This window comes from Caballeronia sp. ATUFL_F1_KS4A (assembly GCF_023630905.1).
Lineage (GTDB): Bacteria > Pseudomonadota > Gammaproteobacteria > Burkholderiales > Burkholderiaceae > Caballeronia > Caballeronia zhejiangensis.
In genome coordinates this window covers 1-24,462 of the sequence record NZ_JALQEB010000014.1, presented here as the reverse complement: position 1 = coordinate 24,462, position 24,462 = coordinate 1, and the positions used below count along the sequence as shown (strand labels likewise).

General features: G+C 63.1%; 25 protein-coding genes. 7 read left to right on the top strand and 18 right to left on the bottom strand.

All coding sequences use genetic code 11. From position 1 onward, the window contains the following. Positions 1-10: 10 nt before the first annotated feature. The 4 genes from NCS03_RS12320 to ychF all read right to left on the bottom strand — a co-directional run bounded on the left by NCS03_RS12320 (position 11) and on the right by ychF (position 4,618). Positions 11-1,138 (bottom strand): DUF748 domain-containing protein, encoded by a 1,128-nt coding sequence (locus NCS03_RS12320; RefSeq protein WP_008344403.1) that lies wholly within the window; start codon positions 1,136-1,138, stop codon positions 11-13. Positions 1,139-1,269: 131 nt separating this feature from the next. After that, entirely contained in the window at positions 1,270-2,937 is a 1,668-nt protein-coding gene (gene ettA, locus NCS03_RS12315; RefSeq protein ID WP_250529222.1) for an energy-dependent translational throttle protein EttA, read from the bottom strand. Positions 2,938-3,075: 138 nt separating this feature from the next. Then, positions 3,076-3,384 (bottom strand): DUF3761 domain-containing protein, encoded by a 309-nt coding sequence (locus tag NCS03_RS12310; protein ID WP_250529221.1) that lies wholly within the window; start codon positions 3,382-3,384, stop codon positions 3,076-3,078. A 139-nt stretch (positions 3,385-3,523) separates the two neighbouring features. Beyond that, complete coding sequence (gene ychF / locus NCS03_RS12305; RefSeq protein WP_034473932.1) at positions 3,524-4,618, bottom strand: redox-regulated ATPase YchF; 1,095 nt, start codon at positions 4,616-4,618, stop codon at positions 3,524-3,526. A gap of 200 nt (positions 4,619-4,818) precedes the next feature. Here ychF and NCS03_RS12300 point away from each other — a divergent pair, with 200 nt between their 5' ends. From NCS03_RS12300 to NCS03_RS12285, 4 genes are all read left to right on the top strand, one after another. After that, positions 4,819-5,991, top strand: coding sequence for a UbiH/UbiF family hydroxylase (locus tag NCS03_RS12300; RefSeq protein WP_239295457.1), 1,173 nt, complete (start codon positions 4,819-4,821; stop codon positions 5,989-5,991). A gap of 50 nt (positions 5,992-6,041) precedes the next feature. Continuing rightward, positions 6,042-6,773, top strand: a complete 732-nt coding sequence (locus NCS03_RS12295) for a DsbC family protein (RefSeq protein ID WP_034473936.1) — start codon at positions 6,042-6,044, stop codon at positions 6,771-6,773. 171 nt (positions 6,774-6,944) lie between these two features. Beyond that, positions 6,945-8,744 carry a M61 family metallopeptidase gene (locus tag NCS03_RS12290; RefSeq protein WP_250529228.1) on the top strand — a complete coding sequence of 600 codons (1,800 nt, stop codon included), beginning with the start codon at positions 6,945-6,947 and terminating at the stop codon, positions 8,742-8,744. 142 nt (positions 8,745-8,886) lie between these two features. Next, entirely contained in the window at positions 8,887-9,483 is a 597-nt protein-coding gene (locus NCS03_RS12285) for an FMN-dependent NADH-azoreductase (protein ID WP_008344416.1), read from the top strand. A gap of 48 nt (positions 9,484-9,531) precedes the next feature. On the opposite strand, the gene NCS03_RS12280 is transcribed toward NCS03_RS12285, so the two are convergent. The 8 genes from NCS03_RS12280 to rpe all read right to left on the bottom strand — a co-directional run bounded on the left by NCS03_RS12280 (position 9,532) and on the right by rpe (position 16,716). Then, the gene (locus tag NCS03_RS12280) at positions 9,532-10,314 is read right to left on the bottom strand and encodes a uracil-DNA glycosylase (RefSeq protein WP_008344418.1); all 783 of its coding nucleotides are present in this window, start codon (positions 10,312-10,314) and stop codon (positions 9,532-9,534) included. Continuing rightward, a complete protein-coding gene (locus tag NCS03_RS12275; RefSeq protein WP_008344419.1) occupies positions 10,311-10,958 on the bottom strand; it encodes a CYTH domain-containing protein in 648 nt (215 codons plus the stop codon). Before NCS03_RS12275 ends, NCS03_RS12280 begins: the two co-directional genes overlap by 4 nt. Before the next feature lie 20 nt (positions 10,959-10,978). Then, on the bottom strand, positions 10,979-11,764 hold the full coding sequence (gene trpC, locus NCS03_RS12270) for an indole-3-glycerol phosphate synthase TrpC (RefSeq protein ID WP_008344421.1): 786 nt from the start codon (positions 11,762-11,764) through the stop codon (positions 10,979-10,981). 22 nt (positions 11,765-11,786) lie between these two features. Then, entirely contained in the window at positions 11,787-12,821 is a 1,035-nt protein-coding gene (gene trpD / locus NCS03_RS12265; protein WP_008344422.1) for an anthranilate phosphoribosyltransferase, read from the bottom strand. Positions 12,822-12,825: 4 nt separating this feature from the next. Next, complete coding sequence (locus tag NCS03_RS12260) at positions 12,826-13,410, bottom strand: aminodeoxychorismate/anthranilate synthase component II (RefSeq protein WP_034473938.1); 585 nt, start codon at positions 13,408-13,410, stop codon at positions 12,826-12,828. A 12-nt stretch (positions 13,411-13,422) separates the two neighbouring features. Continuing rightward, positions 13,423-14,919, bottom strand: coding sequence for an anthranilate synthase component I (gene trpE, locus NCS03_RS12255; protein WP_008344426.1), 1,497 nt, complete (start codon positions 14,917-14,919; stop codon positions 13,423-13,425). Positions 14,920-15,283: 364 nt separating this feature from the next. After that, complete coding sequence (locus tag NCS03_RS12250) at positions 15,284-16,024, bottom strand: phosphoglycolate phosphatase (RefSeq protein ID WP_008344428.1); 741 nt, start codon at positions 16,022-16,024, stop codon at positions 15,284-15,286. After that, entirely contained in the window at positions 16,021-16,716 is a 696-nt protein-coding gene (rpe, locus tag NCS03_RS12245; RefSeq protein WP_008344430.1) for a ribulose-phosphate 3-epimerase, read from the bottom strand. Before rpe ends, NCS03_RS12250 begins: the two co-directional genes overlap by 4 nt. 220 nt (positions 16,717-16,936) lie before the next feature. Here rpe and apaG point away from each other — a divergent pair, with 220 nt between their 5' ends. Next, positions 16,937-17,311 (top strand): Co2+/Mg2+ efflux facilitator ApaG/CorD, encoded by a 375-nt coding sequence (gene apaG, locus NCS03_RS12240; protein WP_008344432.1) that lies wholly within the window; start codon positions 16,937-16,939, stop codon positions 17,309-17,311. A gap of 25 nt (positions 17,312-17,336) precedes the next feature. On the opposite strand, the gene NCS03_RS31340 is transcribed toward apaG, so the two are convergent. Continuing rightward, entirely contained in the window at positions 17,337-17,486 is a 150-nt protein-coding gene (locus NCS03_RS31340; protein ID WP_502801101.1) for a hypothetical protein, read from the bottom strand. On the opposite strand from NCS03_RS31340, the gene mltA reads away from it, so the two are divergent. Next, complete coding sequence (gene mltA, locus NCS03_RS12235) at positions 17,485-18,648, top strand: MltA domain-containing protein (protein ID WP_034473941.1); 1,164 nt, start codon at positions 17,485-17,487, stop codon at positions 18,646-18,648. The genes NCS03_RS31340 and mltA overlap by 2 nt on opposite strands. Before the next feature lie 65 nt (positions 18,649-18,713). On the opposite strand, the gene paaK is transcribed toward mltA, so the two are convergent. From paaK to paaN, 4 genes are all read right to left on the bottom strand, one after another. Next, positions 18,714-20,018: a phenylacetate--CoA ligase PaaK gene (gene paaK / locus NCS03_RS12230; RefSeq protein WP_008344438.1), complete on the bottom strand. Its 1,305-nt coding sequence runs from the start codon at positions 20,016-20,018 to the stop codon at positions 18,714-18,716. 69 nt (positions 20,019-20,087) lie between these two features. Further along, positions 20,088-20,474 carry a hydroxyphenylacetyl-CoA thioesterase PaaI gene (gene paaI / locus NCS03_RS12225; protein ID WP_235366211.1) on the bottom strand — a complete coding sequence of 129 codons (387 nt, stop codon included), beginning with the start codon at positions 20,472-20,474 and terminating at the stop codon, positions 20,088-20,090. Positions 20,475-20,538: 64 nt separating this feature from the next. Continuing rightward, positions 20,539-21,330, bottom strand: a complete 792-nt coding sequence (paaG, locus tag NCS03_RS12220) for a 2-(1,2-epoxy-1,2-dihydrophenyl)acetyl-CoA isomerase PaaG (RefSeq protein WP_250529220.1) — start codon at positions 21,328-21,330, stop codon at positions 20,539-20,541. Positions 21,331-21,488: 158 nt separating this feature from the next. Then, positions 21,489-23,198 carry a phenylacetic acid degradation protein PaaN gene (gene paaN, locus NCS03_RS12215; protein WP_175983113.1) on the bottom strand — a complete coding sequence of 570 codons (1,710 nt, stop codon included), beginning with the start codon at positions 23,196-23,198 and terminating at the stop codon, positions 21,489-21,491. A 141-nt stretch (positions 23,199-23,339) separates the two neighbouring features. Here paaN and NCS03_RS12210 point away from each other — a divergent pair, with 141 nt between their 5' ends. Continuing rightward, positions 23,340-24,116 (top strand): enoyl-CoA hydratase, encoded by a 777-nt coding sequence (locus tag NCS03_RS12210; RefSeq protein ID WP_250529219.1) that lies wholly within the window; start codon positions 23,340-23,342, stop codon positions 24,114-24,116. On the opposite strand, the gene NCS03_RS12205 is transcribed toward NCS03_RS12210, so the two are convergent. Beyond that, positions 24,103-24,462 (bottom strand): hypothetical protein (locus NCS03_RS12205; protein ID WP_250529218.1); only part of this gene is annotated, 360 nt, incomplete at its 5' end. The genes NCS03_RS12210 and NCS03_RS12205 overlap by 14 nt on opposite strands.

Below are 24,462 nucleotides of genomic sequence, written 5' to 3'. Positions count from 1 at the left end.
AGGCGACGCGCTATTGCCCGAGCAGGTTCTTCAGCGCGTTGCCGATTCCCCGAACCGTATCGCCCGCGCCGCGCGCGACGCCTTCAGCGCTGACGCCCAGCGCCTTCGCGAATCCCGCCGCGAGCTTCTTCGACAGACTCTCGCTCAGCGAAAATTTCGGATCGCGCAGATCGCCTTCGAGCGTGAAGTCGAGCTTGATCTGTTCCTTGCGGTCTTTGAGCGCGGCGATCGCGGCTTTCGTCGGAATCGAGAGAAAGGTGTCGAGCGCGTTGCCGGTATCGCTGATCTGCAGATGATTCAGCGTCAACGTGCCGGGCGCGTGAATGCGGTAATTCTTCACGGTTGCATCGATCGTCATGTCGATGGTGCCGCCTGTCACCGCCGCCTTTGCGCCGGCCTTCTTCAGCAGATACGGATCGAGCGTCGCGACATCGACGTTGCGCAGCGTCGCGCGCGTCTGCGAATCCTTGTTGGCGATGATCATCCAGCCGCCCCACGTGACGTTGCCCGTGTGCGACGGACCTTTGATGGAACCGGTCATCGAAAGCTCGGTGCGCTCGGTGAGCGCGGGCAGATGCAGATGATCGACAGTGGCGCGCGCATCGCCGATCAGCACGCGATACGGCGGGTTCTGCACGGAGCCGTCGAAGAACTCCATCGAGCCGCGCTCGAACGACACGCGATCGATGATTTTTTCTTCTTGCGCGTGCTCCTGACGTTCCTTGCTGTCGGGCCGGGCGTCGGCTTCGCGCGCGGTTTCCTTGAGGCCGGGCAGGATGCGTACGCGGCCATCGGCGGAGCGGACGATCGACAGATAGTAGTTGTCGACGCTCACGCTGCGCAGATGAATCGGCCTCGAGATGAGCGATTGCATGTCGACGTCGAGCACGATGCGCTCCGCGCGCATCGCGTCGCCGGCTGGCCAGTCTTTCGGGCCGCGCAGCCGCACGCGCGAGAGCGTGACGTGCCCGAAGCCGACGTCGATCTCTTCCACCGAACCGTTCGGGCCGAGCGTCTCGAGGATCCGCTCTTTCATCTGATGGACGACGAAAAACCAGCCGCCGATCACCACGACGACGAGCGCCACGACGATTCCGATTGCCCAAAGCGCTCCCCGCCGCGCGCTCGATCCCGCCATCTGCGTGTGTCTCCGTGTCGGCTTACTGGAAAGCGTCGCTCGAAAAAGTAAGTGGCGACTGCGCCCTACACAGTCGCCACTTTTACGCCTGATGTCGGTGCGCGCCCCCGCATAGGCTCTTTCGTCAGACGTTAGCGCGTGATCGGCTTGTAGCGCAGACGCTTGGGCTTCGCGGCTTCCTCGCCGAGACGCTTGCGCTTGTCGGCCTCGTATTCCTGATAGTTGCCGTCGAAGAATTCGACGTGCGAATCGCCCTCGAACGCGAGGATGTGCGTCGCGATGCGGTCGAGGAACCAGCGGTCGTGCGAAATCACCATCACGGAGCCGGCGAATTCGAGCAGCGCGTCTTCGAGCGCGCGCAGCGTTTCGACGTCGAGGTCGTTCGACGGTTCGTCGAGCAGCAGCACGTTGCCGCCCGCGATGAGCGTCTTCGCCAGATGCAGACGTCCGCGCTCGCCGCCGGACAGATTGCCGACGAGTTTCTGCTGATCGCTGCCCTTGAAGTTGAAGCGGCCGATATACGCGCGCGACGGCGTTTCGTATTTGCCGACCGTGAGGACGTCGGCGCCGCCGGAGATTTCCTCGAAGACGGTCTTGTCGGCGGCGAGCGCATCGCGGCTCTGATCGACGTACGCGAGCTTGACCGTCGGTCCCTTGACGATTTCGCCCGAATCCGGCTGCTCCTTGCCGGTCAGCATGCGGAAGAGCGTGGACTTACCGGCGCCGTTCGGCCCGATGATGCCGACGATCGCGCCCGCCGGAATCTTCATGTTCAGGTTGTCGATGAGCAGGCGGTCGCCATACGCCTTGCTGACGTTCTTGAACTCGATGACTTCATTGCCGAGGCGATCGCCGACCGGAATGAAGATTTCCTGCGTTTCGTTGCGCTTCTGGTATTCCTGGCTGTTGAGTTCCTCGAATCGCGCGATACGCGCCTTCGATTTCGCCTGACGTCCCTTCGGATTCTGTCGCACCCATTCGAGTTCTTTCTTGATCGCCTTCTGACGCGCGGATTCGCTCGCCTCTTCCTGCTTCAGGCGGTCTTCCTTCTGATCGAGCCAGCTCGAATAGTTGCCCTTCCACGGAATGCCGTGTCCGCGGTCGAGTTCGAGAATCCATTCGGCGGCGTTATCGAGGAAGTAGCGATCGTGCGTCACCGCGACGACGGTGCCCGGATAGCGCGTCAGAAACTGTTCGAGCCATTCGACGGATTCGGCGTCGAGGTGGTTGGTCGGTTCGTCGAGGAGCAGCATGTCGGGCTTTTGCAGCAGCAGCTTGCACAGCGCGACGCGACGCTTTTCGCCGCCCGACAGATGTTCGATTTTCGCGTCCCACGCGGGCAGGCGCAGCGCGTCGGCGGCGACTTCGAGTTGCTGCTCGGGGCTACCGCCATCGCTCGTCGAGAGGATGGCTTCGTACTTCGCCTGTTCGGCGGCGAGCGCGTCGAAATCGGCGTCGGGTTCGGCGTAGGCGGTGTAGATTTCGTCGAGCTTCTTTTGCGCCAGGAAGACATCGCCGAGACCTTCTTCGACGGCTTCACGCACGGTCTGCTGCGGATCGAGCTGCGGCTCCTGCGGCAGATAGCCGATGTTCAGATTGGGCATCGGCGTGGCTTCGCCTTCGATGTCCTTGTCGACGCCCGCCATGATGCGGATGAGCGTCGATTTGCCGGAACCGTTCAGGCCGAGCAGACCGATTTTGGCGCCGGGGAAGAACGAAAGGGAGATGTCTTTCAGGATCTGACGCTTCGGCGGGACGATCTTGCCGACGCGGTTCATGGTGAAGACGTATTGGGCCATGTTGTCCTAGCTGGATGGATGAATGCGGGGCGCCCGGTTCGGCGCGCGAGGATGTTCGGTGGCGCGGATTCGCGCGTTCCCGCCGTGGCGTTTCGCGCAGGCGGGATGAGGTGGCATTGTACTTCGCGGTGGAGGCGGTCATTGCCAGGCGGCTACGCCCCCGTGCCGCGAGCATGTGCCGCTGTGATGCTGGCTGAAGCTGTAGGAGCCGTCGCGGCATTGCGCGGTCGCGCCCGCGGGGACAGCGCCGGAGCGCGTGCGCGCGGGCGAGTGGACGACGTTGCCGTCGCGGTTGACGTAATGACCGTGGTTGTCGAGATCGGACTCGTCGGGCTGCGGTTGATACTGGTACGGGTTGCCGCGATAGGCGAAGGCGCCGGACGTTGCGAGCAAGCTCGCCGCGATCAGCGTGAAAGCTGTGAATGCGCGCAGTGCGTGTCTCTGCATCTCGTGGTTATGTCTCGTTGTTTTTGTCGATCGCAGCGTTGCTGCGTTGTCTCGTCCGCGCAAGAAAAAAGCGGAGTGTCCATGAAAAGACACTCCGCTTCGCGAGGCAAGCCGCTTTGACGTTTCTTTACGTCGCGCGTCAGACGTTAAACAAGAAATTCATGACATCCCCGTCGTGCACGACATACTCCTTCCCTTCGGCGCGCATCTTCCCGGCTTCCTTCGCCCCTTGCTCGCCCTTATAAGCGATGTAGTCATCGAACGAGATGGTCTGCGCGCGAATGAACCCGCGCTCGAAATCCGTGTGAATGGCACCCGCCGCCTGGGGCGCCGTATCGCCGATATGAATCGTCCACGCGCGCACTTCCTTCACGCCCGCCGTGAAGTACGTCTGCAGGCCGAGCAGCTTGAAACCCGCGCGAATCACGCGATTCAAGCCCGGCTCGTCCATGCCCATGTCGGCGAGGAATTCGAGCTTGTCGGCATCGTCGAGATCGGCGATTTCCGCTTCGATCGCCGCGCACACCGCGACCACCGGCGCGTTTTCCGCTTCCGCATGCTTGCGCACCGCGTCGAGATGCGGGTTGTTCTCGAAGCCGTCGTCCTTCACGTTCGCGACGTACATCGTCGGCTTGGACGTGATCAGGCAGAACGGCTTGATGAGCAGCAGTTCTTCTTCCGTCAGCGAAAGGCCGCGCACCGGCTTCGCCTGATCGAGCTGCGCGCGCACTTTTTCCAGCACGGCGACGAGCTTGATCGCTTCCTTGTCGTTGCCCGACTTCGCCGCCTTCGAATAGCGCGCCTGCGCTTTTTCGACCGTCGCCAGGTCAGCGAGCGCGAGTTCAGTATTGATGACTTCGATATCCGCGATCGGATCGATCTGGCCCGCGACGTGGATCACGTTCTCGTCCTCGAAGCAGCGCACGACGTGCGTGATCGCGTCGGTTTCGCGGATGTTCGCGAGGAACTGATTGCCGAGGCCTTCGCCTTTCGACGCACCGGCGACGAGCCCCGCGATATCGACGAATTCGACGACCGCCGGCAGGATGCGCTCGGGCTTCACGATTTCGGCGAGCGCGGTGAGGCGCGCGTCCGGCACTTCGACCACGCCGACGTTCGGCTCGATGGTGCAGAACGGATAGTTCTCGGCGGCAATGCCCGCCTTGGTCAACGCATTGAAAAGAGTGGACTTGCCGACATTAGGCAAGCCGACGATGCCGCATTGGAGGCTCATGGAATCCTTCGAACTGGTAAGACGGCGCGGGCCGCGCGGGTTTCGTCAAAAATGGTGCGCAATGAGCGGGCGAGAACCGCCCGCCACGCTACGGCCGCGTGCGGCGGCCAGGCAAACCGCTATTGTACCGCCGCACCGTCGCGGGCAAGCGCCGCGGCCGGCTCGCAAACCCGTTCGAACCCCACGGCTATAATGCCCGGATGACTCCGCATCCACTGAAATTTCACGCTATCGTCGTCGGCGGCGGGCTCGTCGGCAAGACGGCGGCGCTCGCGCTCGCGCAATCCGGGCTGCGCACCGCGCTCGTCGCGTCGCGCGCGGCTGGCCTGCCGCCGGGCGCGGCGTTCGATTCGCGCATCTACGCGCTGTCGTCGAGCTCGCAGGCGCTGCTGGAGCGTCTGCGCGTCTGGCAGGCGCTCGATCGTTCGCGGCTCGGTCCCGTCTTCGACATGCGCGTGTTCGGCGATGCCCACGCGGAATTGCACTTCTCGGCGTTTCAGGCGTCGGTGCCGCAGCTCGCGTGGATCGTGGAATCGTCGCTGATCGAGCAATCGCTCGATGCCGCGTTGCGCTTTTCGCCGAGTCTTTCGTGGTTCGAATCGCGCGCGCAGGGCATGACGGTCGAAACCGACGCCGCGCACATTGCGCTCGCGAGCGGCGAAATGCTGGAGACGGATCTGATCGTCGGCGCGGACGGCGCGCATTCGTGGGTGCGCGCGCAAATGGGCGCGAAGATGAATCGGCGCGATTATCGGCAGACGGGCGTCGTCGCCAATTTCAAGGCCGAAAAGCCGCACGGCGAAACGGCGTACCAATGGTTCCGCGATACCGAAATCATCGCGCTCTTGCCGCTGCCGGGCGATCACGTTTCGCTCGTGTGGTCCGCGCGCACCGAACACGCCGACGAACTGCTCGCGCTCGATCCGGCGCAACTCGCCGCGCAAGTCGAAACGGCAACGCAAAACCAGCTCGGCACGCTCGATTGCGTGACGCCGGCGCAAGGCTTTCCGCTCGGGCTGCAAACCGTCGACAAACTCGTCGCGCCGCGTGTTGCGCTCGTCGGCGATGCCGCGCATCTGATTCATCCGCTCGCGGGGCAGGGCATGAACCTCGGCCTGCGCGACGTCGCCGCGCTCGCGGACGTCATCGCGAACAAGGAGTCGTTCCGCGATCTCGGCGATCCGATCCTCCTTCGCCGATACGAACGCGCGCGCCGTGAAGACATCCAGAAGCTCATGTTCGCGACCGACGGCCTGCAGCGGCTTTTCGCCGTGCCGGGTACGCTCGCGCGCGCGGTCCGCAACACCGGCATGGCGTTCGTCGGCGCGCAGCCGCTCATCAAGCGCTGGCTCGTCTCGGCGGCGCTCGGCTGAAACAATCTCACTTTCTCGGGCGCGATGCCGCACGACTCACAGGAAACCGCATGAAAACCACCCTCAGACTGGCCCTGGCGACGGCCGCGGCGCTCGCCGTGACGCTCGGCGTCGGCTGTTCGGCGCAGGCCGATCAGACCACCGACAAGCTCAAGTCGGCCCTCGAATCGCGCATGGGCGACGCGACCATCAAGAGCATCGAAAAGACGCCGATTCCCGGTCTCTACGAGGTGAATCTCGGCTCCCAGATCGTGTATAGCGACGCGAGCGGCAATTACGTGCTGATCGGCGATCTCGTCGATACACGGAACAGCAAGAACCTGACCGAGGCGCGGCTTGCCGAAACCAACAAGATCGACTTCGCGAAGCTGCCGTTCGAGAACGCGGTGAAGGTCGTGAAGGGCAACGGCAGCCGCAAGATCGCGGTGTTTTCCGATCCGAACTGCCCGTACTGCAAGCAACTCGAATCGACGCTGAAGTCGATCGACAACGTGACGGTCTACACCTTCCTGTATCCGGTGCTCTCGCCCGATTCGACGGCCAAGTCGAAGTCGATCTGGTGCGCGCAGGATCGCGGTGTGTCGTGGGAAAGCTGGATGCTCGATCACAAGGCGCCGACCGCGTCGGCATCGTGCGATACGACCGCCATCGACAAGAATCTAAAGCTCGGCCGCGCGATGAACGTCACCGGCACGCCGACCGTATTCCTCGCCGATGGCCGGCGTCTGCCAGGCGCCGTGCCCGCCGACCGGCTCGAAAAGGAACTGTCCGCCGTGCGCTGAGCGCGGTCCGAAACGAAGAAGGGAGGCGCGTCATGCGCCTCCTGTGTTTTTACGGCCTTGCTTTTCCGAAAGCGCAGCGTAAACAAGCAAGGCGCCGGGCGCGGTTCGTTCAAGATCGACGCGCCCAGAACAAGAACAAAGGACATCGAGATGACTACGCTTTTGCAAACGGTGCAGCCCGTCCGCTACCGCATCGTTCCGAAAAATCCCGCCGCGCATCTCTTCGAAGTGACGCTGACCGTAGCCGTTCCCGATCCGGCCGGCCAGCGCTTCATGCTGCCGGTCTGGATTCCGGGCAGCTACATGATCCGCGAATTCGCACGCAACATCGTGACGCTGCAGGCGTTCAACGCGGCGGGCCGCAAGATCGCCATCGAAAAGATCGACAAGCACGCGTGGCAAGCCGCGCCGACCGACGGCCCGATCACGCTGCGCTACGAGGTCTACGCGTGGGACATGTCGGTGCGCGCCGCGCATCTCGACGACACCGTCGGCTTCTTCAACGGCACGAGCACGTTCCTCGCGGTGGAAGGGCAGTCGGGCGCGCCGTGCGTCGTCGATATCGAACCGCCGCAGGGCGGCGCGTATCGCAACTGGCGCGTCGCGACGGCGCTTTCAGAAGCGCGCGGCACGAAGCGCTACGGTTTCGGCGCCTATGAAGCGGCGAATTACGACGAACTCGTCGACCATCCGGTCACGCTCGGTGAATTCGCGCTCGGCAGTTTCAGCGCGCACGGCGTGAAGCACGACATCGTGATTTCGGGGCGCGTCGTCAATCTCGATATGAACCGGCTCGCCGCCGACCTGAAGCGCGTCTGCGAAGCGCAGATCGCGCTCTTCGAGCCGCGCACGAAGAAAGCGCCGATGGATCGCTACGTGTTCATGACCGTCGCCGTCAGCGATGGTTACGGCGGGCTGGAGCATCGCGCATCGACGGCGCTCATCTGCAATCGCACGGATCTGCCGGTGCAGGGCCGCCCGGAAACGACCGAGGGTTATCGCACGTATCTCGGCCTGTGCAGCCACGAGTATTTCCATACGTGGAACGTGAAGCGGATCAAGCCGGCGACGTTCGCGCCGTACGATCTGTCGCAGGAAAATTACACGACGCTCTTGTGGCTCTTCGAAGGCTTCACGTCGTACTACGACGATCTGATGCTCGTGCGCAGCGGCCTGATTTCCGCCGGCGATTATTTCAGTCTGCTCGGCAAGACGATCGGCGGCGTGCTGCGCGGCTCCGGGCGGTTCAAGCAATCGGTCGCGCAAAGCTCGTTCGACGCCTGGGTGAAGTACTACCGCGCCGACGAAAACGCGTCGAACGCGATCGTCAGCTATTACCAGAAAGGCTCGCTCGTCGCGCTGGCGTTCGATCTGTCGATTCGCGCGCAGACCGACAACCGCAAGTCGCTCGACGACGTGATGCGTCTGCTTTGGCAGCGCTACGGTCGCGAGTTTTACAACGGCAAGGGGCGCGGCATTGCGGAGGAAGACGTCGAGGCGCTTTTCGCCGAAGCGGCCGGCGCTGACCTGCGCTCGCTGTTCCGCGACGGCGTGCGCGGCACGCGCGATTTGCCGCTCGATGCGCTTTTCGAGCCGTTCGGCATTGCGCTCGCCCCCGATCTGCCGGGCAACGGCGCGGCCGTCAAGCCGTCGCTCGGCGCGCGCGTGCGTGGCGGCGCGGATTGCACGCTCGCCGTCGTCCACGAAGGCAGCGCGGCGCAGAAGGCGGGATTGTCGGCGGGCGATGTGCTCGTCGCGATCGACGGACTGCGCGTCAACGGCTCGAATCTCGATGCGCTGCTGTCGCGTTATCTGCCGGGCGCGAAAGTGGAGGTGCACGCGTTCCGTCGCGACGAGCTGCGCCGCACCGAGGTCAAGCTGGACGGACCGGAAGTCGCGCGTTACGTGCTGACGGCCATCGACGGTCGGGGTCCGTCGAAACAATGGCGCGAGCGCTGGCTGAAAGGCTGATCGCCGGAATATGTGGCGGATTGTTCTATCGGTGCAACGATCCGTCACGATCTGACGGCTTTTTCCCGAAGGTCGAAATGAGAAGAATGCTTCCTAACGGGACGCCGAGTGCGCCCGAACCTCTCAGAGACAGGAAGCCATCATGACGACGATTCTCCAGATCAACTCCGCCGCCCGTTCGCAAGGGGCTCAATCGACGCTGCTCGCCGACGAACTGACCGCGAAACTGCAACAAAGCAATCCGGGCGCGAAGGTGGTCGTGCGCAATCTGCTGGGCGACGCGCTGCCGCATCTCGACGACGCCACGCTCGGCGCGTTCTTCACGCCCGCCGATCAGCGCACCGCCGAGCAAGCCGCGATCAACGCGAAGAGCGAAGCGCTGATCGCCGAGCTGCAAGCCGCGGATATCGTCGTAATCGCAGCGCCGCTGTACAACTTCGGCATCTCGTCGCAACTGAAGACGTATTTCGACTGGATCGCGCGTGCGGGCATCACGTTCAGCTACACCGCGAATGGTCCGGAAGGTCTCGTGAAGGGCAAGAAGGTGTACGTGGTGTCGGCGCGCGGCGGCAAGTACGCAGGCACGCCGAACGATTCGCAGACGCCGTTCCTCAAGACGTTCCTCGGCTTCCTCGGCATGACGGACGTGAACTTCATCTACGCCGAAGGCCTGAACATGGGACCGGAAGCGGCTGGCGCGGCACTCGCGTCGGCGCGTGAGGCGATCGCAGCGGTTTAAGCGCTTTCGTATCGAAGAAAAACCTCGCGTGGCGGGGTTTTTTGCGTTTCAGGCGAGCAATTCAGGCTCGGCGGGCAGACGCCAGTCGATCGGCGCGCGTCCGTGCTTCGTCAGATATTCGTTCGCGAGCGCGAAGTGCCCGCAGCCGAAGAATCCGCGATACGCCGACAACGGCGACGGATGCGCCGCCTCCAGCACGCAATGCGCCTTCTGCGTGTCGTCGATCAGCTTGCGCTTCGCCTGCGCGTGTGCACCCCACAGCATGAACACGAGGCCATCGTGACGCTGCGCCATTTCGTGGATCAGCGTGTCGGTGCATTGTTCCCAGCCGCGTTTCGCGTGGCTTCCGGCTTTATCGCGCTCGACCGTCAGCGACGTGTTCAGCAGCAGCACGCCTTGTTTGGCCCACGAATCGAGGCAACCGTGCGCGGGCGCGGGAAATCCGAGACTCGCGTGAATCTCCTTGAAGATGTTGCGCAAGGACGGCGGCGGGCGCACGGGTGCGGGCACCGAAAACGCGAGGCCGTGCGCTTGCGGCGCGCCTTTGTCCTCGCCGTGATACGGGTCTTGTCCGAGGATGACGACCTTCACGTCGGCAGGACTCGTGAGGCGCAGCGCGCGAAAGACATCGGCGGGATAGACGGTCTTGCCAGCGGCGCGCTCGGCATCGACGAACGCGCACAACGCCGCGTAATGCTTGCTGTCGATGAACGGCTTCAGATGGCGGCGCCAGTCGGCGGGCAGCGCGTCGAACTGACTTTCGAGCGTCGTGGAGTTCGACGACGCGTTCGCGGCTTCGTTATCCGCGAAAAGGGAAGGCTGCTGATTCATGCGTTGCGGTTCTTGCCTTCGGGCGGCTCGCGTAGCAGATAGCCGCGCTGCGCCTTGCTGAGGTCTTCGGGAACGATCTCGGGAAACGCGCCGCGCAATTCCGCCGCGAGCATCGAAAGCGCGCTTTCCTCGCCGGATTTCAGTTCCAGCTCCAGCTCGCTGATATCCGCGCGACGCGTCGTGCCGTCGACGTCCGCCGTGATTTCGCCGCGATCCAGCGCGACTTCGATATGCGAACCCTCGCGCTCGATGTCCCAGACGATGCGCCTGAAGTTGGTCTTGAACAGCGCGATCAGGTCCGGCGCGGCGCGTTCCAGCGCTTCGCGCGCGGCGTCGTTGTCGCAGGCGGCGATGAGCGCATCGATTTCGAGCGCTTCGCCTTGCACCGGCAACTCCCACTCGTGCCGGTTGCTCAGGCCAGCCACCGATTTGCCGAGCGTCTTGAACGTCTGCAGCCATTGCTCCGGCGTGCGGCGCAGGCGCAGCGCGGATTTCGCCTTCGCGAGCGCGCAGTCCGGCGTGTCGAAGTAGACGTTGGCAAGCTCGATCGGCTTGCCCGCGCCGGTGCGTTCGTCGAAGAAGCGCGCTACGTCGTCGTGTTGCGACGGCGCGAGCGCGAGTTTCAATTCCCGTTCGATGCCCATGCGGTTCCCGTCGATGAGATTTAGAAGAACATGCGCGCGAGTTCGGCGCCCGGATCGTCGGCGCGCATGAACGCTTCGCCGACGAGGAACGTATGCACGCGCATCGCGCGCAGCCGGTCGACATCGACGCGCGACAGAACGCCGGATTCCGTTACCACGATGCGGTCATCGGGAATCTGCTCCAGCAAGCCGATGGTCGTTTCGATCGTCGTTTCGAACGTGCGCAGATTGCGATTGTTGATGCCGATGAGCGGCGTCTTCAGCGTGAGCGCGTCGCGCAGTTCGTCGGCGTCGTGGACTTCGACCAGCACCGCGAGCCCGAGCGAGTGCGCGTAGGCTTCGAGGTCCTGCATCTGCGAGAGTTCGAGCGCGGCGGCGATCAGCAGAATGCAGTCCGCGCCCATCGCGCGGGCTTCGATGATCTGATACGGATCGATGATGAAGTCCTTGCGCAGCACCGGCAGACTGCACGCCGCGCGCGCTTCCTCCAGATACGCGACGCTACCCTTGAAGAACTGCACGTCGGTGAGCACGGAAAGGCATGCGGCGCCGCCTTTTTCGTACGAACGCGCGATGTCGGCGGGTACGAAATCCTCTCGCAGCACGCCTTTCGACGGGCTCGCCTTCTTCACTTCCGCGATCACCGCCGCCTGATTCGCCGCATGCTTCGCGCGCAATGCGCCGACGAAATCGCGCAGGTCGCGCGAACTGGCTTCGAGTTTCAGCTCTTCGAGCGGCGCGCTTTGTTCGGCAGCGCGGACTTCCTCGCGCTTGACCGCGATGATGCGATCCAGAATGTCACTCATGTCGGCTTCCGTTCGGGTTCCGTTATTTCTTTGCGAATTGCTGCGTGAACTTCACGAGCGTCTCGACCTTCTCGCGCGCCGCGCCGCTCTCGATCGCTTCGCGCGCGGCGGCCATGCCGGCTTCGATCGAATCGACGACGTCCGCGGCATAAAGCGCGGTTCCCGCATTCAATGTGACGATCTCGCGCGCGACGCCCGCCTTGTTGTTCAGCGCGCCTAGCAGCATTGCCTTCGATTCCTGCGCGTCCTGCACCTTCAGCGAACGATTCGACACCATCTGCAGGCCGAAATCCTCCGGATGAATCTCGTACTCGGTGACTTCGCCGTTTTTCAGCTCGCCGACTTTCGTCGCGGCGCCGAGCGACACCTCGTCCATGCCGTCCTTGCCGTACACGACGAGAACGTGTTTCGCGCCGAGACGCTGCATCACGCGCACCTGAATACCGACGAGGTCTTCGTGAAACACGCCCTGAAGCTGATTCGGCGCGCCGGCCGGATTCGTCAGCGGCCCGAGGATATTGAAGATGGTCCGCACGCCGAGTTCGCGGCGTACGGGCGCGATGTTCTTCATCGCCGGATGATGATTCGGCGCAAACATGAAGCCCATGCCGGTTTCGGCAATGGAAGCGGCCACTTGTTCCGGTGTCAGATCGATGTTCACGCCGAGGGCTTCGAGCACGTCCGCACTGCCGGATTTGCTCGACACGCCGCGGTTGCCGTGCTTCGCGACCTTCGCGCCCGACGCGGCCGCGACGAACATCGACGCCGTGGAGATATTGAACGTGTGCGAGCCGTCGCCGCCCGTGCCGACGATATCGACGAAATTCGAGTTGTCCGCCACTTCGACGTGATTCGCAAATTCGCGCATGACGGTCGCGGCAGCGGCGATTTCGCCGATGGTTTCCTTCTTCACGCGCAAGCCGGTGATGATCGCGGCGGCCATGACGGGCGACATCTCGCCGCGCATGATCTGGCGCATCAGATGCAGCATTTCGTCGTGAAAGATTTCCCGATGTTCGATCGTGCGCTGCAGCGCTTCCTGTGCGGTGATGGTCATGTCGTCAGGCTCGCTTTCCGGTCGAAGAGTTTTTCACGAAGTTTTCGAGCAGCGCGTGGCCGTGCTCGGAAAGAATCGATTCCGGATGGAACTGCACGCCTTCCACTTCCAGCTCACGGTGACGAACACCCATGATTTCACCGTCGGGCGTCCACGCGGACACTTCCAGACAGTCGGGCAAAGACTCGCGCTCAATAGCGAGCGAGTGATAGCGCGTCACGTTGAAGTGTTTGGGAAGATCGGCGAACACGCCTTTACAGTCGGTTTCGATCTGGCTCACCTTGCCGTGCATGATCGTCTGTGCGCGCACGACGCGTCCGCCGAACGCCTCGCCGATTGCCTGATGGCCGAGGCACACGCCGAGAATCGGCAGCTTGCCGGAAAACTCACGCAACACGTCGAGCGTGATGCCCGCGTGTTGCGGATTGCTCGGTCCCGGCGAAAGACAGATGCGCTCGGGGTTGAGCTTCGCGATTTCGTCGAGCGTGATTTCGTCGTTGCGATACGTGAGCACGTCCTCGCCGAGTTCGCCGAAGTACTGGACCAGGTTGTAGGTGAAGGAATCGTAGTTGTCGATCATCAGCAGCATGGTCTTGTCTCCTCAGAAGTCGCTGTCGAGGCCGTCTTGCACTTGCTCGGCGGCGCGCAGCACGGCGCGCGCCTTGTTCTCCGTTTCCTGCCATTCGGATTCGGGCACCGAATCGGCGACGACGCCCGCTGCCGCCTGAACATAGAGATTGCCCTTGTGGATGAGGCCGGTGCGGATCGCGATGGCCAGATCCATTTCGCCGCTGAAGGACAGATACCCGACAGCGCCGCCGTACAAGCCGCGCTTGATCGGCTCGAGTTCGTCGATGAGTTCCATCGCGCGAACCTTCGGCGCGCCGGACAGCGTGCCGGCAGGGAAGGTGGCGCGCAGCACGTCGAAATTGCTCATGCCTTCCTTGAGCTTGCCTTCGACCGAGCTCACGATGTGCTGGACGTGCGAGTATTTTTCGATGACCAGTTTGTCCGTCACGGTGACCGACCCGGTCTGCGCGATGCGGCCGACGTCGTTGCGCGCGAGGTCGATCAGCATGACGTGCTCGGCGACTTCCTTCGGATCGTTAAGCAGTTCGGTGGCGAGTTCGGCGTCGCGTTCGGGCGTGTTGCCGCGCGGGCGCGTGCCTGCGAGCGGACGAATCGTCACAATGCGATCGTCGGCGCGCTTTTCCTGACGCACGAGAATTTCCGGCGATGCACCGACCACGTGCACTTCGCCGCCGAAGTTGTAGTAGTACATATACGGCGACGGATTCAGCGAACGCAGCGCGCGATACAGCGAAAGCGGATTGTCGCGGAACGGCTTGATGAGCCGCTGGCCGACTTGCACTTGCATCAGTTCGCCGGCCGCGATGTATTCCTTCGCGCGGCGCACGGCGTTCAGATAATCGTCCTTCTTGAATTCGCGGAACGTTTCCGTACGCACGCTCGCGGATGTCACCGGCGGTTGAACCGTCACGCGCAAACGCGCCTTCAGTTCGCGCAGCCGATGCTTCGCCTTGGCATACGCTTCCGGCTTGGTCGGATCGGCGTAGACGATGAGATAAAGCTTGCCCGCGAGGTTGTCGATGACCGCGACTTCTTCGGTCAGCAGCAACTGGATGTCGGGAAGATCGAGATCGTCGGGCGGCGCACTGTGCGCGAGCTTCTTCTCGATGTAGCGCACCGCGTCGTAACCGAAGTAGCCCGCGAGACCGCCGCAAAAGCGCGGCAAGCCGGGCCGCGTCGCGACCTTGAAGCGCTTTTGATATTGCTCGATGAACGTGAGCGGATCGCCTTCATCCGTTTCGACGACGTTGCCATCGGTCACGACTTGCGTCTTGCCGTTTCGCACGCTCACGGTCGTGCGGGCCGGCAGACCGATGAACGAGTAGCGCCCGAAACGCTCGCCGCCCACGACGGACTCCAGCAGGAACGAGTTCGCGCCGTTGCGCTCCGTCTGCGCGAGCTTGAGATAGAGCGAAAGCGGCGTTTCGAGGTCGGCGAGGGCTTCGGCGATGAGCGGAATGCGATTGAAGCCTTCGTTCGCCAGCGATTGGAATTCGAGTTCGGTCATGTTGCGATCCTTGAGCGATGCGCGCTTTCTGGGTGGCGCGGTATCGGGGAGTGCAGGGCGCTGCGGTCGGTCGAATCTCGTGATGATCGCATACGACGGCCCCGCCGCTTCGATTTGCGGAAGCGGACAGGACGACTCGCGGCACTACACGACGCGTGCGTGAGCGAGGTTCGATATACGACGATTCAACGGAAACGGCGCGGGTATGCGCAGCGAAACAAAAAACGGATGCTGAAGCGCGATCACGCATGACGGCTTCAGCGCACCTCGGGCGAGGTTAGCGCGACCAGCGACGCCAGGGCCAGGCTCCCCGGTCGATGCTGCTCAGACTCCGTTTTCTGTTGAGAAACATGAATGGATGGACTTATTCAGTCAGTGTGGTGTCCGGCGGCGCCAAGGTGGCGGCAATCGCCGATGCTGCGGTGCGCAGCGAGGAAACTATACCATCGGATTTCACCGACTGTACAGGCTTCCCATGGTTGTAACCGTACGGAACGGTCAAGGTCGCGAGGCCGGCCGCGCGGCCCGCGAGCGCGTCGTTTTCCGAATCGCCGACCGCCACGGTCTCGCGCGGCAAGACGTCCAGTCGTTCGCATGCGGTGAGCATCGGGAGCGGATCGGGTTTCTTCGCGGGCAGCGAGTCGCCGCCGAGAATCACCTTGAAGAAATCCGCGATGCCGAAGTGCGCAAGCAACTCCACGGCGAAGCGATGCGGCTTGTTGGTCACGCATGCGAGCGCGACGCCGCTTTCACGCATCGCTTCGAGGCCTTCCCTCACTTCGGGGAATAGCGTCGAGTGCTTGCCGTTGACCTTCGCGTATTCGCTTTGATAGATCGCGAGCGCGTCGTCGAACTGCGCGACCGCCTGCGACGGCGACAGCCGCACGGCGAGCACGCTGCGGATCAGATTCTCCGAACCCTTGCCGACATAGCCCGTGACTTCATCGCGCGTGACCGGCTGTTCGATGGCGATGCGCGCAAGCATTGCATTCAGTGCCGCGACGAAGTCGTCGGCGGTGTCGACCATGGTGCCGTCGAGGTCGATGATCGCCGCGCGGATCGGACGATTCACAAAGGGCGATTGCGCCGCTGCGATCTCACTCATGCTTTCGCTCCAGATTCCACCTTCGCCAGTTCGGCGCGCATTGCGTCGATGACCGCCTTGTAGTCGGGCTTGCCGAAAATGGCCGATCCCGCGACGAACGAATCCGCGCCGGCCGCCGCGATTTCCGCGATGTTGTCGACCTTTACGCCGCCATCGACTTCCAGATGGATTTCGCGCCCCGTGCGATCCCGATACGCATCGATGCGCGCGCGTGCCTCGCGCACCTTGTTGAGCGCCTCGGGAATGAACGACTGCCCGCCGAAACCCGGATTCACCGACATGATGAGCACGAGATCGACCTTGTCCATTACGTGATCGAGGTAGATCAGCGGCGTGGCGGGATTGAAAACGAGGCCCGCCTTGCAGCCGTGATCGCGGATCAGCGACAGCGTGCGGTCGATGTGATCCGAACCTTCCGGATGAAAACTGATCACATTGGCGCCGGCCTTCGCGAAATCGGGCACGATGCGGTCGACCGGGCGCACCATCAGATGCACGTCGATGGGCACGTCCACGTGCGGGCGGATAGCCTCGCACACCATCGGACCGATCGTCAGGTTCGGCACGTAGTGGTTGTCCATGACGTCGAAGTGGATCCAGTCGGCGCCGGCGGCGACGACGTTGCGGACTTCCTCGCCGAGGCGGGAAAAGTCGGCGGACAGGATGCTGGGAGCGATGTGGAATTGCGCCATGGACGTATGCGGGTAGCGACCTAAAGCCGTGATTTTAACCCGCGTTTTCCGCGGAGTCCCTCGTCCGAATGGCCAACGGATGGCGCGCGGATGTGGCGGCGGGACGCCAATCGTGTTGCGGGCGCCGCTCGCATCAAGCAGAATGCCAGACCAATGGCCGCGCGCCGGCGCGCCCGTGTCTGGCGGCCAAGCGGCCGATCGAATTGGAATTGGAACAACGATGAGCCAGTACGAATTCAGCGTTTCCGTGGAGACGCGGTATTTGCCGGACCAATCAGACCCGGATAGCAGGCAGTACGCATTTGCCTACACGCTGACGATCCGCAATACCGGCCAGGTGGCGGCGCAGTTGATCTCGCGGCACTGGATCATCACCGACAGCAACGATCACGTTCAGGAAGTGAAGGGGCTGGGCGTCGTCGGGCATCAGCCGCTGTTGCCGCCGGGCGAGCAGTTCGAATACACGAGCTGGGCGGTGATCGCGACGCCGGTCGGCACGATGCGCGGCGAGTATTTCTGCGTGGCCGAAGACGGCGAGCGCTTCGAAGCGCCCGTAGCGGAATTTGCGTTGCATATGCCGCGCACGCTCCACTGAGCGAAACAGCGGCAGGCGGCGCGAATCAGCGCCGTTTCGCGGGATCGTTCGAGCGGTTCTGGCTCTTCTTCTTGCCCGATGCCGTCCATACGACGATGAAGATCAGCAAGGCGAGCGCCACGAGCGACTCGAGCGCAAAAATAAGCATTGGATATTCGTCGAACAGATCAGACATGGCGGTTCCCATCAAGAACGAGCATTGTATGCGCTTCGTGCGGCCGGCCGCACGAGCAGCGGCCTGGGCCGCATCGATTGCAACCGCTGTCCTGCTCGCCTCGTGCGGCGGCGGCAATTACGTGAAGCCGGGGCCTGCGACGGCGACCGGCACGCCGATCATCACCGGACAGCGCGCCGCTTCGCGCCTGACTGCGGTGAGCTGGCAGCAGGTGCCGGGCTGGCAGGACGATTCGCTGATCGGCGCGACCGCCGCGCTGCGCCAGAACTGCAACCGGCTCTCGCGACAGGCCAACTGGCAGAAGGCGTGCGCGGCGGCCGAGCGGCTCGACGACCTCGACATGTCGGCGGCGCGCAGCTTCTTCGAAGCCTATTTCACGCCATTTCAGCTCGCCAACACCGACGGCACGCTCGACGGTCTCGTGACCGGCTACTACGAGCCGCTTCTGCGCGGGTCGCGCACGCGTCACGGGATTTATCAGTATGCGTTGTACCGGTGGCCGTATCGATACAAGCCCGGTTCGGCGCTTCCCGCGCGCGCGCAGCTCGAACGTTCGGGCGCGTTGAACGGCAACGAACTCGTGTGGGTCGACGATCCGATCGAAGCGTTCTTTCTGCAGGTGCAGGGTTCGGGGCGCGTCGTCATGGAAGACGGCAGCGTGATGCGCGTCGGCTTCGGCGGCACCAACAACCAGCCGTATCGCTCGATCGGCAAGGAATTGCTCGATCGCGGAGAACTCACGCCCGCACAGGCGACGATGCAAGGCATCAAAGCATGGGCGAAGGCGAATCCGGCGCGCGTCGACGCACTGCTCGACGTGAACCCGCGCTTCGTCTTTTTCCGCGAGATGCCCGCTAACGAAACGATGTCCGCAAGTCTCGGCGACGGTCCCGTCGGCGCGCTCGGCGTGCCGTTGACGCCGGAGCGTTCGATTGCCGTCGATCCGTCGGCGATTCCGCTCGGCACGCCCGTTTTCCTGCAGACCACGCGTCCGCTCAGCAATCAGCCGATGAATCGCCTCGTTTTCGCGCAGGACACCGGTTCGGCGATCAAAGGCGGTGTGCGCGCGGACTATTTCTGGGGACTGGGGGACGATGCCGGCGATCTCGCCGGGCGCATGAAGCAGGGCGGCAGGATGTGGCTGTTGCTGCCCAATTCCTGATATCGCCGGTTTCCCGGCAGCTTCACAAAAAGCTCGCGGCCATCATGGCTCGCGAGCTTTTTGCTTCACGACGCGACGTTGCGCCGGTCGATCACGCGCCGCGCCTTGCCGACGGATCGTTCGATGCCGTTCACCGCGAGCACGTTCACCACGGCGCTCACACCGATCAGCGCCTTGATGTCGTAGGCGAGCGCGGACTTCGCGTTTTCGAGCGCGGTCACATCCGGCGCGGATTCGGGGCAAGGCTCGACATTCAGCGTGAGTACGTCGAGCGGGCCTTCCTTGGTGAGCACGATCTGATAGTGCGGCGCGAGTACCGGGCGCTTGAGCAGCAACTCCTCGATCTGCGTCGGGAAAACATTGACGCCGCGCACGATCATCATGTCGTCGGAGCGGCCGGTGATCTTCTCCATGCGTCGCATCGTGCGAGCGGTGCCGGGCAGAAGGCGCGTCAGATCGCGCGTGCGATAGCGGATGATCGGCAGCGCTTCCTTCGTGAGCGACGTGAACACGAGTTCCCCGAATTCGCCGTCGGGCAGCACCTCGCCGGTTTCCGGATCGATGATCTCGGGATAGAAGTGATCTTCCCAGATCGTCGGGCCGTCCTTGGTCTCCGCGCATTCCGATGCCACGCCCGGCCCCATTACTTCCGAGAGTCCGTAGATGTCGACGGCGTCGATGCCCATGCGCGTTTCGATCGCGCGGCGCATGTCGTTCGTCCACGGCTCCGCGCCGAAAATGCCGATGCGCAGCGAGCAACTTGCCGGATCGATGCCCTGGCGCTCCAGTTCATCGGCGATCGACAGCATGTAGCTCGGCGTGACCATGATGATGTCCGGCCGAAAATCCTGGATCAGTTGCACCTGCTTCTCCGTCTGGCCGCCGCCGAACGGAATGACGGTGAGTCCCGCGCGCTCGGCGCCGTAGTGCGCGCCGAGTCCGCCGGTGAAGAGGCCGTAGCCGTAACTCACGTGCACCTTGTCGCCACGACGTGCGCCGGCCGCCCGAATGGAGCGTGCGACGAGGTTCGCCCAGTTGTCCAGATCCTGCGCCGTGTAGCCGACGACAGTCGGCTTGCCCGTCGTCCCCGATGACGCGTGGATGCGCGAGACCCGCTCCTGCGGAACCGCGAACATGCCGAACGGATAGTTGTCGCGCAGATCCTTCTTGGTCGTAAACGGAAAACGGCCAAGATCCGAGAGCGACGTGACGTCATCCGGATGAACGCCTGCTTCGTCAAACTTGCGCCGATAAACCGGCGAGTTCTCGTAAGCATGCTTGAGCGTCCATTTGAGACGCTCGAGCTGCAGCGCCGCGAGTTCGTCGCGGCTCGCCTTCTCGATCGGATCGAGCGGCAGCGATGTGGTCATTGCTGTCTCCTTGATGCTGACTACGCGGCGCGGCTTTTAGATGCCGCGTCCGTTATATGAACGAGTCCGTCACACGGGAATTACGTTGCCTCTTATCTGAGCCGACTTGCCGCGGAACATCGCGACCGGCTCGCCTTCGCGATTCGTCACGCGGATATCGTAGATACCCGTGCGCCCGCTCAGCGTTTGCTCGATCGCTTCGGCAGTCAGGCGATCGCCGCCCTGCACGGGCCGCAAAAACTCGATCGAGCAGCCCGCCGCGACCGTGCTGATGTTGTACGAGTTGCAGGCGAACGCGAACGCGGAGTCCGCCAGCGTGAACATCAGGCCGCCGTGGCAAATCGCATGGCCGTTCAGAAAGTCGGGGCGCACGTCCATTTGCAGACGCGCATAGCCGGGCCGGACTTCGATCAGCTCGATGCCGAGCGCGCGCGAGCATGCGTCCGCTTCGTACATGGCTTTCGCCGTGGCTTCCGCGAGTTGTTGTGGCGTCACAGATATCTCCAGTTCGATTCGGTTCTCACAGACCTTCGAAGCGCGGTGCGCGCTTCTCCTTGAACGCGGCGACGCCTTCGATGTAATCCGGCGACGCACCGAGCTCGCGCTGAAGATCGCGTTCGAGATCGAGCTGCTGGTCGAAAGTCCTGTTCGCGCTCGCGCGGATCGCTTTCTTGATCGCGACGACCGCGCGCGCCGGCTGCTGCGCGAGTTGGGCGGCCAGGTGCGCGGCCGCTTGCTGCAGCTCGGCATCGTCGACGACGCGCCACACGATGCCCCACGCCTCCGCCTTCTCGGCGCTGAGTTTTTCGCCCGTCAGCGCGAGCCCGAGCGCACGCGCCTCACCGACGCGGCGCGACAGCAGCCATGTGCCGCCCGAATCGGGCACGAGGCCGATCTTCACGAATGCCTGAATGAAGCTGGCCGAGCGCGCCGCGACGACGAAGTCGCACGCCATCGCGAGATTCGCGCCGGCTCCAGCGGCCGTGCCGTTCACTGCCGCGATGACCGGCATCGGCAAAGCCTGAAGCCTGCGCACGAGCGGATTGAAGTGCTCGTCGATGAGATCGCCCAGATCCGACATCGAGCCAGGCGTGAAATCCAGATCCGCGAGATCCTGTCCCGCGCAGAAGCCGCGACCCGCGCCGGTGATGACGAGCGCGCGCGCATTGCCCGCTTCTATTTCAGTGAGCGCCTGGTTCAACTCGCGATGCATCTCGCGCGTGAAGCTGTTCAGTTTGTCGGGGCGATTGAGCGTCAACGTCGCGACGCGCGTCTCGACATCGACGTGAAAGAACACGGACTTCTCTGTCATTACATTTCCTCTCTCGACGAATCCGGCTGCGGCGGCGCGTGCTCGCCGCCATTCCTTGCAGCCGATACTAGCCGCGCGACCGCGAGCTTTCCATTAGGCCGAATGGCATAAGCCGTTTGCACGGCGATCCGGCCTTTGGATCGTTTGTGTCGATTGGCTTATGCCGTCTGGCCAGCTTCCGCCGACGCGGCCTTCGGTGCAACATGGACGCGGCTTTGCACTACTCGGAAGCGATTTGCGACGAAAGCTGCATCCGAAAGCGCTGCGTTGGCCGCGGGGTTCGCGCCCGTGCCGTGGAAGTCGGAGAATGCCGCGGTCTGATTGACGAAGACGCCGCCGGTGAGGTTGATCGAGAGCGCGACACCGCCTTCAATGGCTGCTTCGTGCGCGGCTTCGATCACCTTGTCGTCGGTGCTGTAGACCGAGAACGTCAAGGCGCCGTGCGTGCGCGCGATCGACCCGGCGAGTTCGAGCGATTGCGCGGTCGAGTCGGTCGCGACGACGAACGAAATCGGGCCGAACCATTCCTTGGTGAATTTCGCTTCGTCGGTGCGCGCGTCGAGCTTGAGCATGAGGGGTGTGTGAACGCGGGCTTCGGGAAACGCAGGGTGCGTGAGAGATTGGCTGTCGAGCAGCATGTCGCCGAGCTTGCGCGCTTCGGTGACGCGTTCCACGACGCCATCGTTCTGAATCGCTCCCGTGAGCTCGACGGCGCGGGCCGGATCGGATGCGAGTTTTTCGACGGCGCCCGCGAGCGCTTTCGCGACGTCATCGAAGCTCAGTTGGCCTTCGGCGGTGCGGATGCCATTGCGCGGCACGTAGATGTTCTGCGGCGCGGTGCACATCTGACCGGAATAGAGGGCGAGTGAGAAGGCGATGTTGCGCGCGGCGGACTTCATGTCGTCCACGGAATCGATGACGATCTGATTCACGCCCGCCTTCTCGGTGTAGACCTGCGCCTGATGCGCGTTGCGCTCGAGCCAGGTGCCGTTTTGCGTGCTTCCCGTGAAATCGATGAGCTTGATTTCGGGACGCACGGCGAGTTCCTGGACCAACGCGCCGTCGTTGGGTTCGGTGGCCAAGAGCGTGACGACGTTCGGATCGAAGCCGGCCTCACGAAGCACTTCACGCGCGATTCGCACGGTGATCGCGAGCGGCAGGATCGCGCCAGGGTGCGGCTTGACGATGACGGCGTTGCCGGTTGCGAGATCGGCGAACATGCCGGGATAGCCGTTCCAGGTCGGAAACGTGCAGCAGCCGAGCACAAGGCCCGTGCCGCGCGGGACGATGGAGAAGCGCTTTTGCATCGCGAGCGGCGGATTTTTGCCTTGCGGCTTTTCCCAGTGCGCTTCGGCGGGGATGCGACGTAGCTGGTCCCACGCATAGACGACGGCTTCCAGCGCCCGGTCTTGCGCGTGTGGGCCACCGGCCTGGAATGCCATCATGAATGCCTGGCCGGTCGTGTGCATCACGCCGTACGCGATCTCGAAGCTGGCGCGGTTCAGGCGCGACAGGATTTCGAGGCTCACGCCCACCCAAGCCTGCGGGCCGGCGGCGCGCCAGGCGGACTGCGCCTTGGCCGCAGCTTGAGTCAGCGCGTCGGGATCGGCCTTCGGATAGCGGACGTCCAGCGCGATGCCGAACGGCGAACGCTCCTTCCCGACCGTTTCGCCCGTCGAAGGCTGATCGAGTTCGAAAGTCTTGCCGAGATGAGCTTTGAATGCTGCCTCTCCATCGGCGCTGGCCGTTTCCCCGTACACTTTGGGGCTCGGCATTTCGGCGAACGGGCTCCAGTAGCCGCGCGTTTCGATGGCTGCGAGCGCTTTGTCGAGCGTCGCTTCGTGCTTCGTGAATAGCGGATGTGTCATGGTCGCGAGAAGAGAAGAACGAGGGAAAGGTGCCAGGCCGAATAATTAACCGACCGGTTGGTTGGTGATGGTAGCATTATCGAGATGCAGTGACGAATGACTTTTCATTAGGGCTTACCTGAGGATCGCAAGGAGGAGCGAATGGCTTACGACAATCTGCTGGTTGAGACGCGTGGTCGGGTCGGACTGATTGCGCTGAATCGTCCGAAAGCGCTGAACGCGCTGAATGACGCGCTGATGGACGAACTGGGCGTCGCGCTCAAGGCATTTGACGCCGACGGAGACATCGGCGCAATCGTGCTGACCGGCAGCGAAAAGGCGTTCGCGGCGGGTGCGGACATCGGCATGATGGCCGGCTACTCCTATATGGATGTCTACAAGGGCGACTACATCACGCGTAACTGGGAAACGATCCGCACGATTCGCAAGCCGATCATTGCCGCGGTCGCGGGTTTTGCGCTCGGCGGAGGTTGCGAACTCGCGATGATGTGCGACATCGTCATCGCCGCCGACACGGCCAAGTTCGGTCAGCCCGAGATCAAGCTCGGCGTGATTCCGGGAGCGGGCGGCACGCAGCGCTTGCCGCGCGCTGTATCGAAAGCCAAGGCGATGGATATGTGCCTGACTGCGCGCATGATGGACGCGAGCGAGGCCGAACGGGCGGGGCTGGTGTCGCGCATCGTCGGGGCGGATCGCCTTCTGGACGAGGCCGTCGAAGCGGCGACGATCATCGCCGGCTTCTCGCTGCCCGCCGTGATGATGGCCAAGGAGGCTGTTAATCGCGCTTACGAGACAACGCTCGCAGAAGGTGTTCATTTCGAGAGGCGTCTGTTCCATTCTCTGTTCGCGACGGAGGATCAGAAGGAAGGCATGGCGGCGTTCGTTGAAAAGCGTAAGCCGGTTTTCAAGCATCGGTGACGTTCATGTGAGAAAGCGCTTGCGCTCCTCGATTCCGCTCACTAGAATTCCGTTCCTTCGCGATTCGATGAACGCGAAGGAAGCGGGAGAGGGCGGTATCGGCGGTGTGCTTGGGGGGTAGGTTGTAGAAGGCTCCGGGCGCGGATCGGCAGGAAAAAGAAACTTCGAATTCTTGTTGACACGAACCGAAACGTTCTTCATAATCTCGTTTCTCTGCTGCTGATGCAGCGACGCAAGACGGAAGTTGAAGTAAGGCTTGTCTTGCGATGTGCTCTTTAAAAACTAACAGCCGATAAGTGTGGGCGCTTGATGGCGAGTGCGGCTGGTTCTTCGGAATCGGCGATAG

Coding starts and splice junctions, on each gene's coding strand:
- paaI (WP_235366211.1), bottom strand. CDS start 20,474: ATGTACGAAGCGGACGCATGCTCGCGCGCGCTCGGCATCGAGCTGATC.
- NCS03_RS12320 (WP_008344403.1), bottom strand. CDS start 1,138: ATGGCGGGATCGAGCGCGCGGCGGGGAGCGCTTTGGGCAATCGGAATC.
- NCS03_RS12260 (WP_034473938.1), bottom strand. CDS start 13,410: ATGCTGCTGATGATCGACAACTACGATTCCTTCACCTACAACCTGGTC.
- NCS03_RS12275 (WP_008344419.1), bottom strand. CDS start 10,958: ATGGGCATCGAACGGGAATTGAAACTCGCGCTCGCGCCGTCGCAACAC.
- mltA (WP_034473941.1), top strand. CDS start 17,485: ATGGCGGTTCCCATCAAGAACGAGCATTGTATGCGCTTCGTGCGGCCG.
- paaK (WP_008344438.1), bottom strand. CDS start 20,018: ATGACCACATCGCTGCCGCTCGATCCGATCGAGAAGGCGAGCCGCGAC.
- ettA (WP_250529222.1), bottom strand. CDS start 2,937: ATGGCCCAATACGTCTTCACCATGAACCGCGTCGGCAAGATCGTCCCG.
- apaG (WP_008344432.1), top strand. CDS start 16,937: ATGAGCCAGTACGAATTCAGCGTTTCCGTGGAGACGCGGTATTTGCCG.
- NCS03_RS12250 (WP_008344428.1), bottom strand. CDS start 16,024: ATGAGTGAGATCGCAGCGGCGCAATCGCCCTTTGTGAATCGTCCGATC.
- trpE (WP_008344426.1), bottom strand. CDS start 14,919: ATGACCGAACTCGAATTCCAATCGCTGGCGAACGAAGGCTTCAATCGC.
- NCS03_RS12310 (WP_250529221.1), bottom strand. CDS start 3,384: ATGCAGAGACACGCACTGCGCGCATTCACAGCTTTCACGCTGATCGCG.
- trpD (WP_008344422.1), bottom strand. CDS start 12,821: ATGACCATCACCGCACAGGAAGCGCTGCAGCGCACGATCGAACATCGG.
- paaG (WP_250529220.1), bottom strand. CDS start 21,330: ATGACAGAGAAGTCCGTGTTCTTTCACGTCGATGTCGAGACGCGCGTC.
- ychF (WP_034473932.1), bottom strand. CDS start 4,618: ATGAGCCTCCAATGCGGCATCGTCGGCTTGCCTAATGTCGGCAAGTCC.
- NCS03_RS31340 (WP_502801101.1), bottom strand. CDS start 17,486: ATGTCTGATCTGTTCGACGAATATCCAATGCTTATTTTTGCGCTCGAG.
- NCS03_RS12300 (WP_239295457.1), top strand. CDS start 4,819: ATGACTCCGCATCCACTGAAATTTCACGCTATCGTCGTCGGCGGCGGG.
- trpC (WP_008344421.1), bottom strand. CDS start 11,764: ATGAGTGACATTCTGGATCGCATCATCGCGGTCAAGCGCGAGGAAGTC.
- paaN (WP_175983113.1), bottom strand. CDS start 23,198: ATGACACATCCGCTATTCACGAAGCACGAAGCGACGCTCGACAAAGCG.
- NCS03_RS12285 (WP_008344416.1), top strand. CDS start 8,887: ATGACGACGATTCTCCAGATCAACTCCGCCGCCCGTTCGCAAGGGGCT.
- NCS03_RS12280 (WP_008344418.1), bottom strand. CDS start 10,314: ATGAATCAGCAGCCTTCCCTTTTCGCGGATAACGAAGCCGCGAACGCG.
- NCS03_RS12210 (WP_250529219.1), top strand. CDS start 23,340: ATGGCTTACGACAATCTGCTGGTTGAGACGCGTGGTCGGGTCGGACTG.
- NCS03_RS12295 (WP_034473936.1), top strand. CDS start 6,042: ATGAAAACCACCCTCAGACTGGCCCTGGCGACGGCCGCGGCGCTCGCC.
- rpe (WP_008344430.1), bottom strand. CDS start 16,716: ATGGCGCAATTCCACATCGCTCCCAGCATCCTGTCCGCCGACTTTTCC.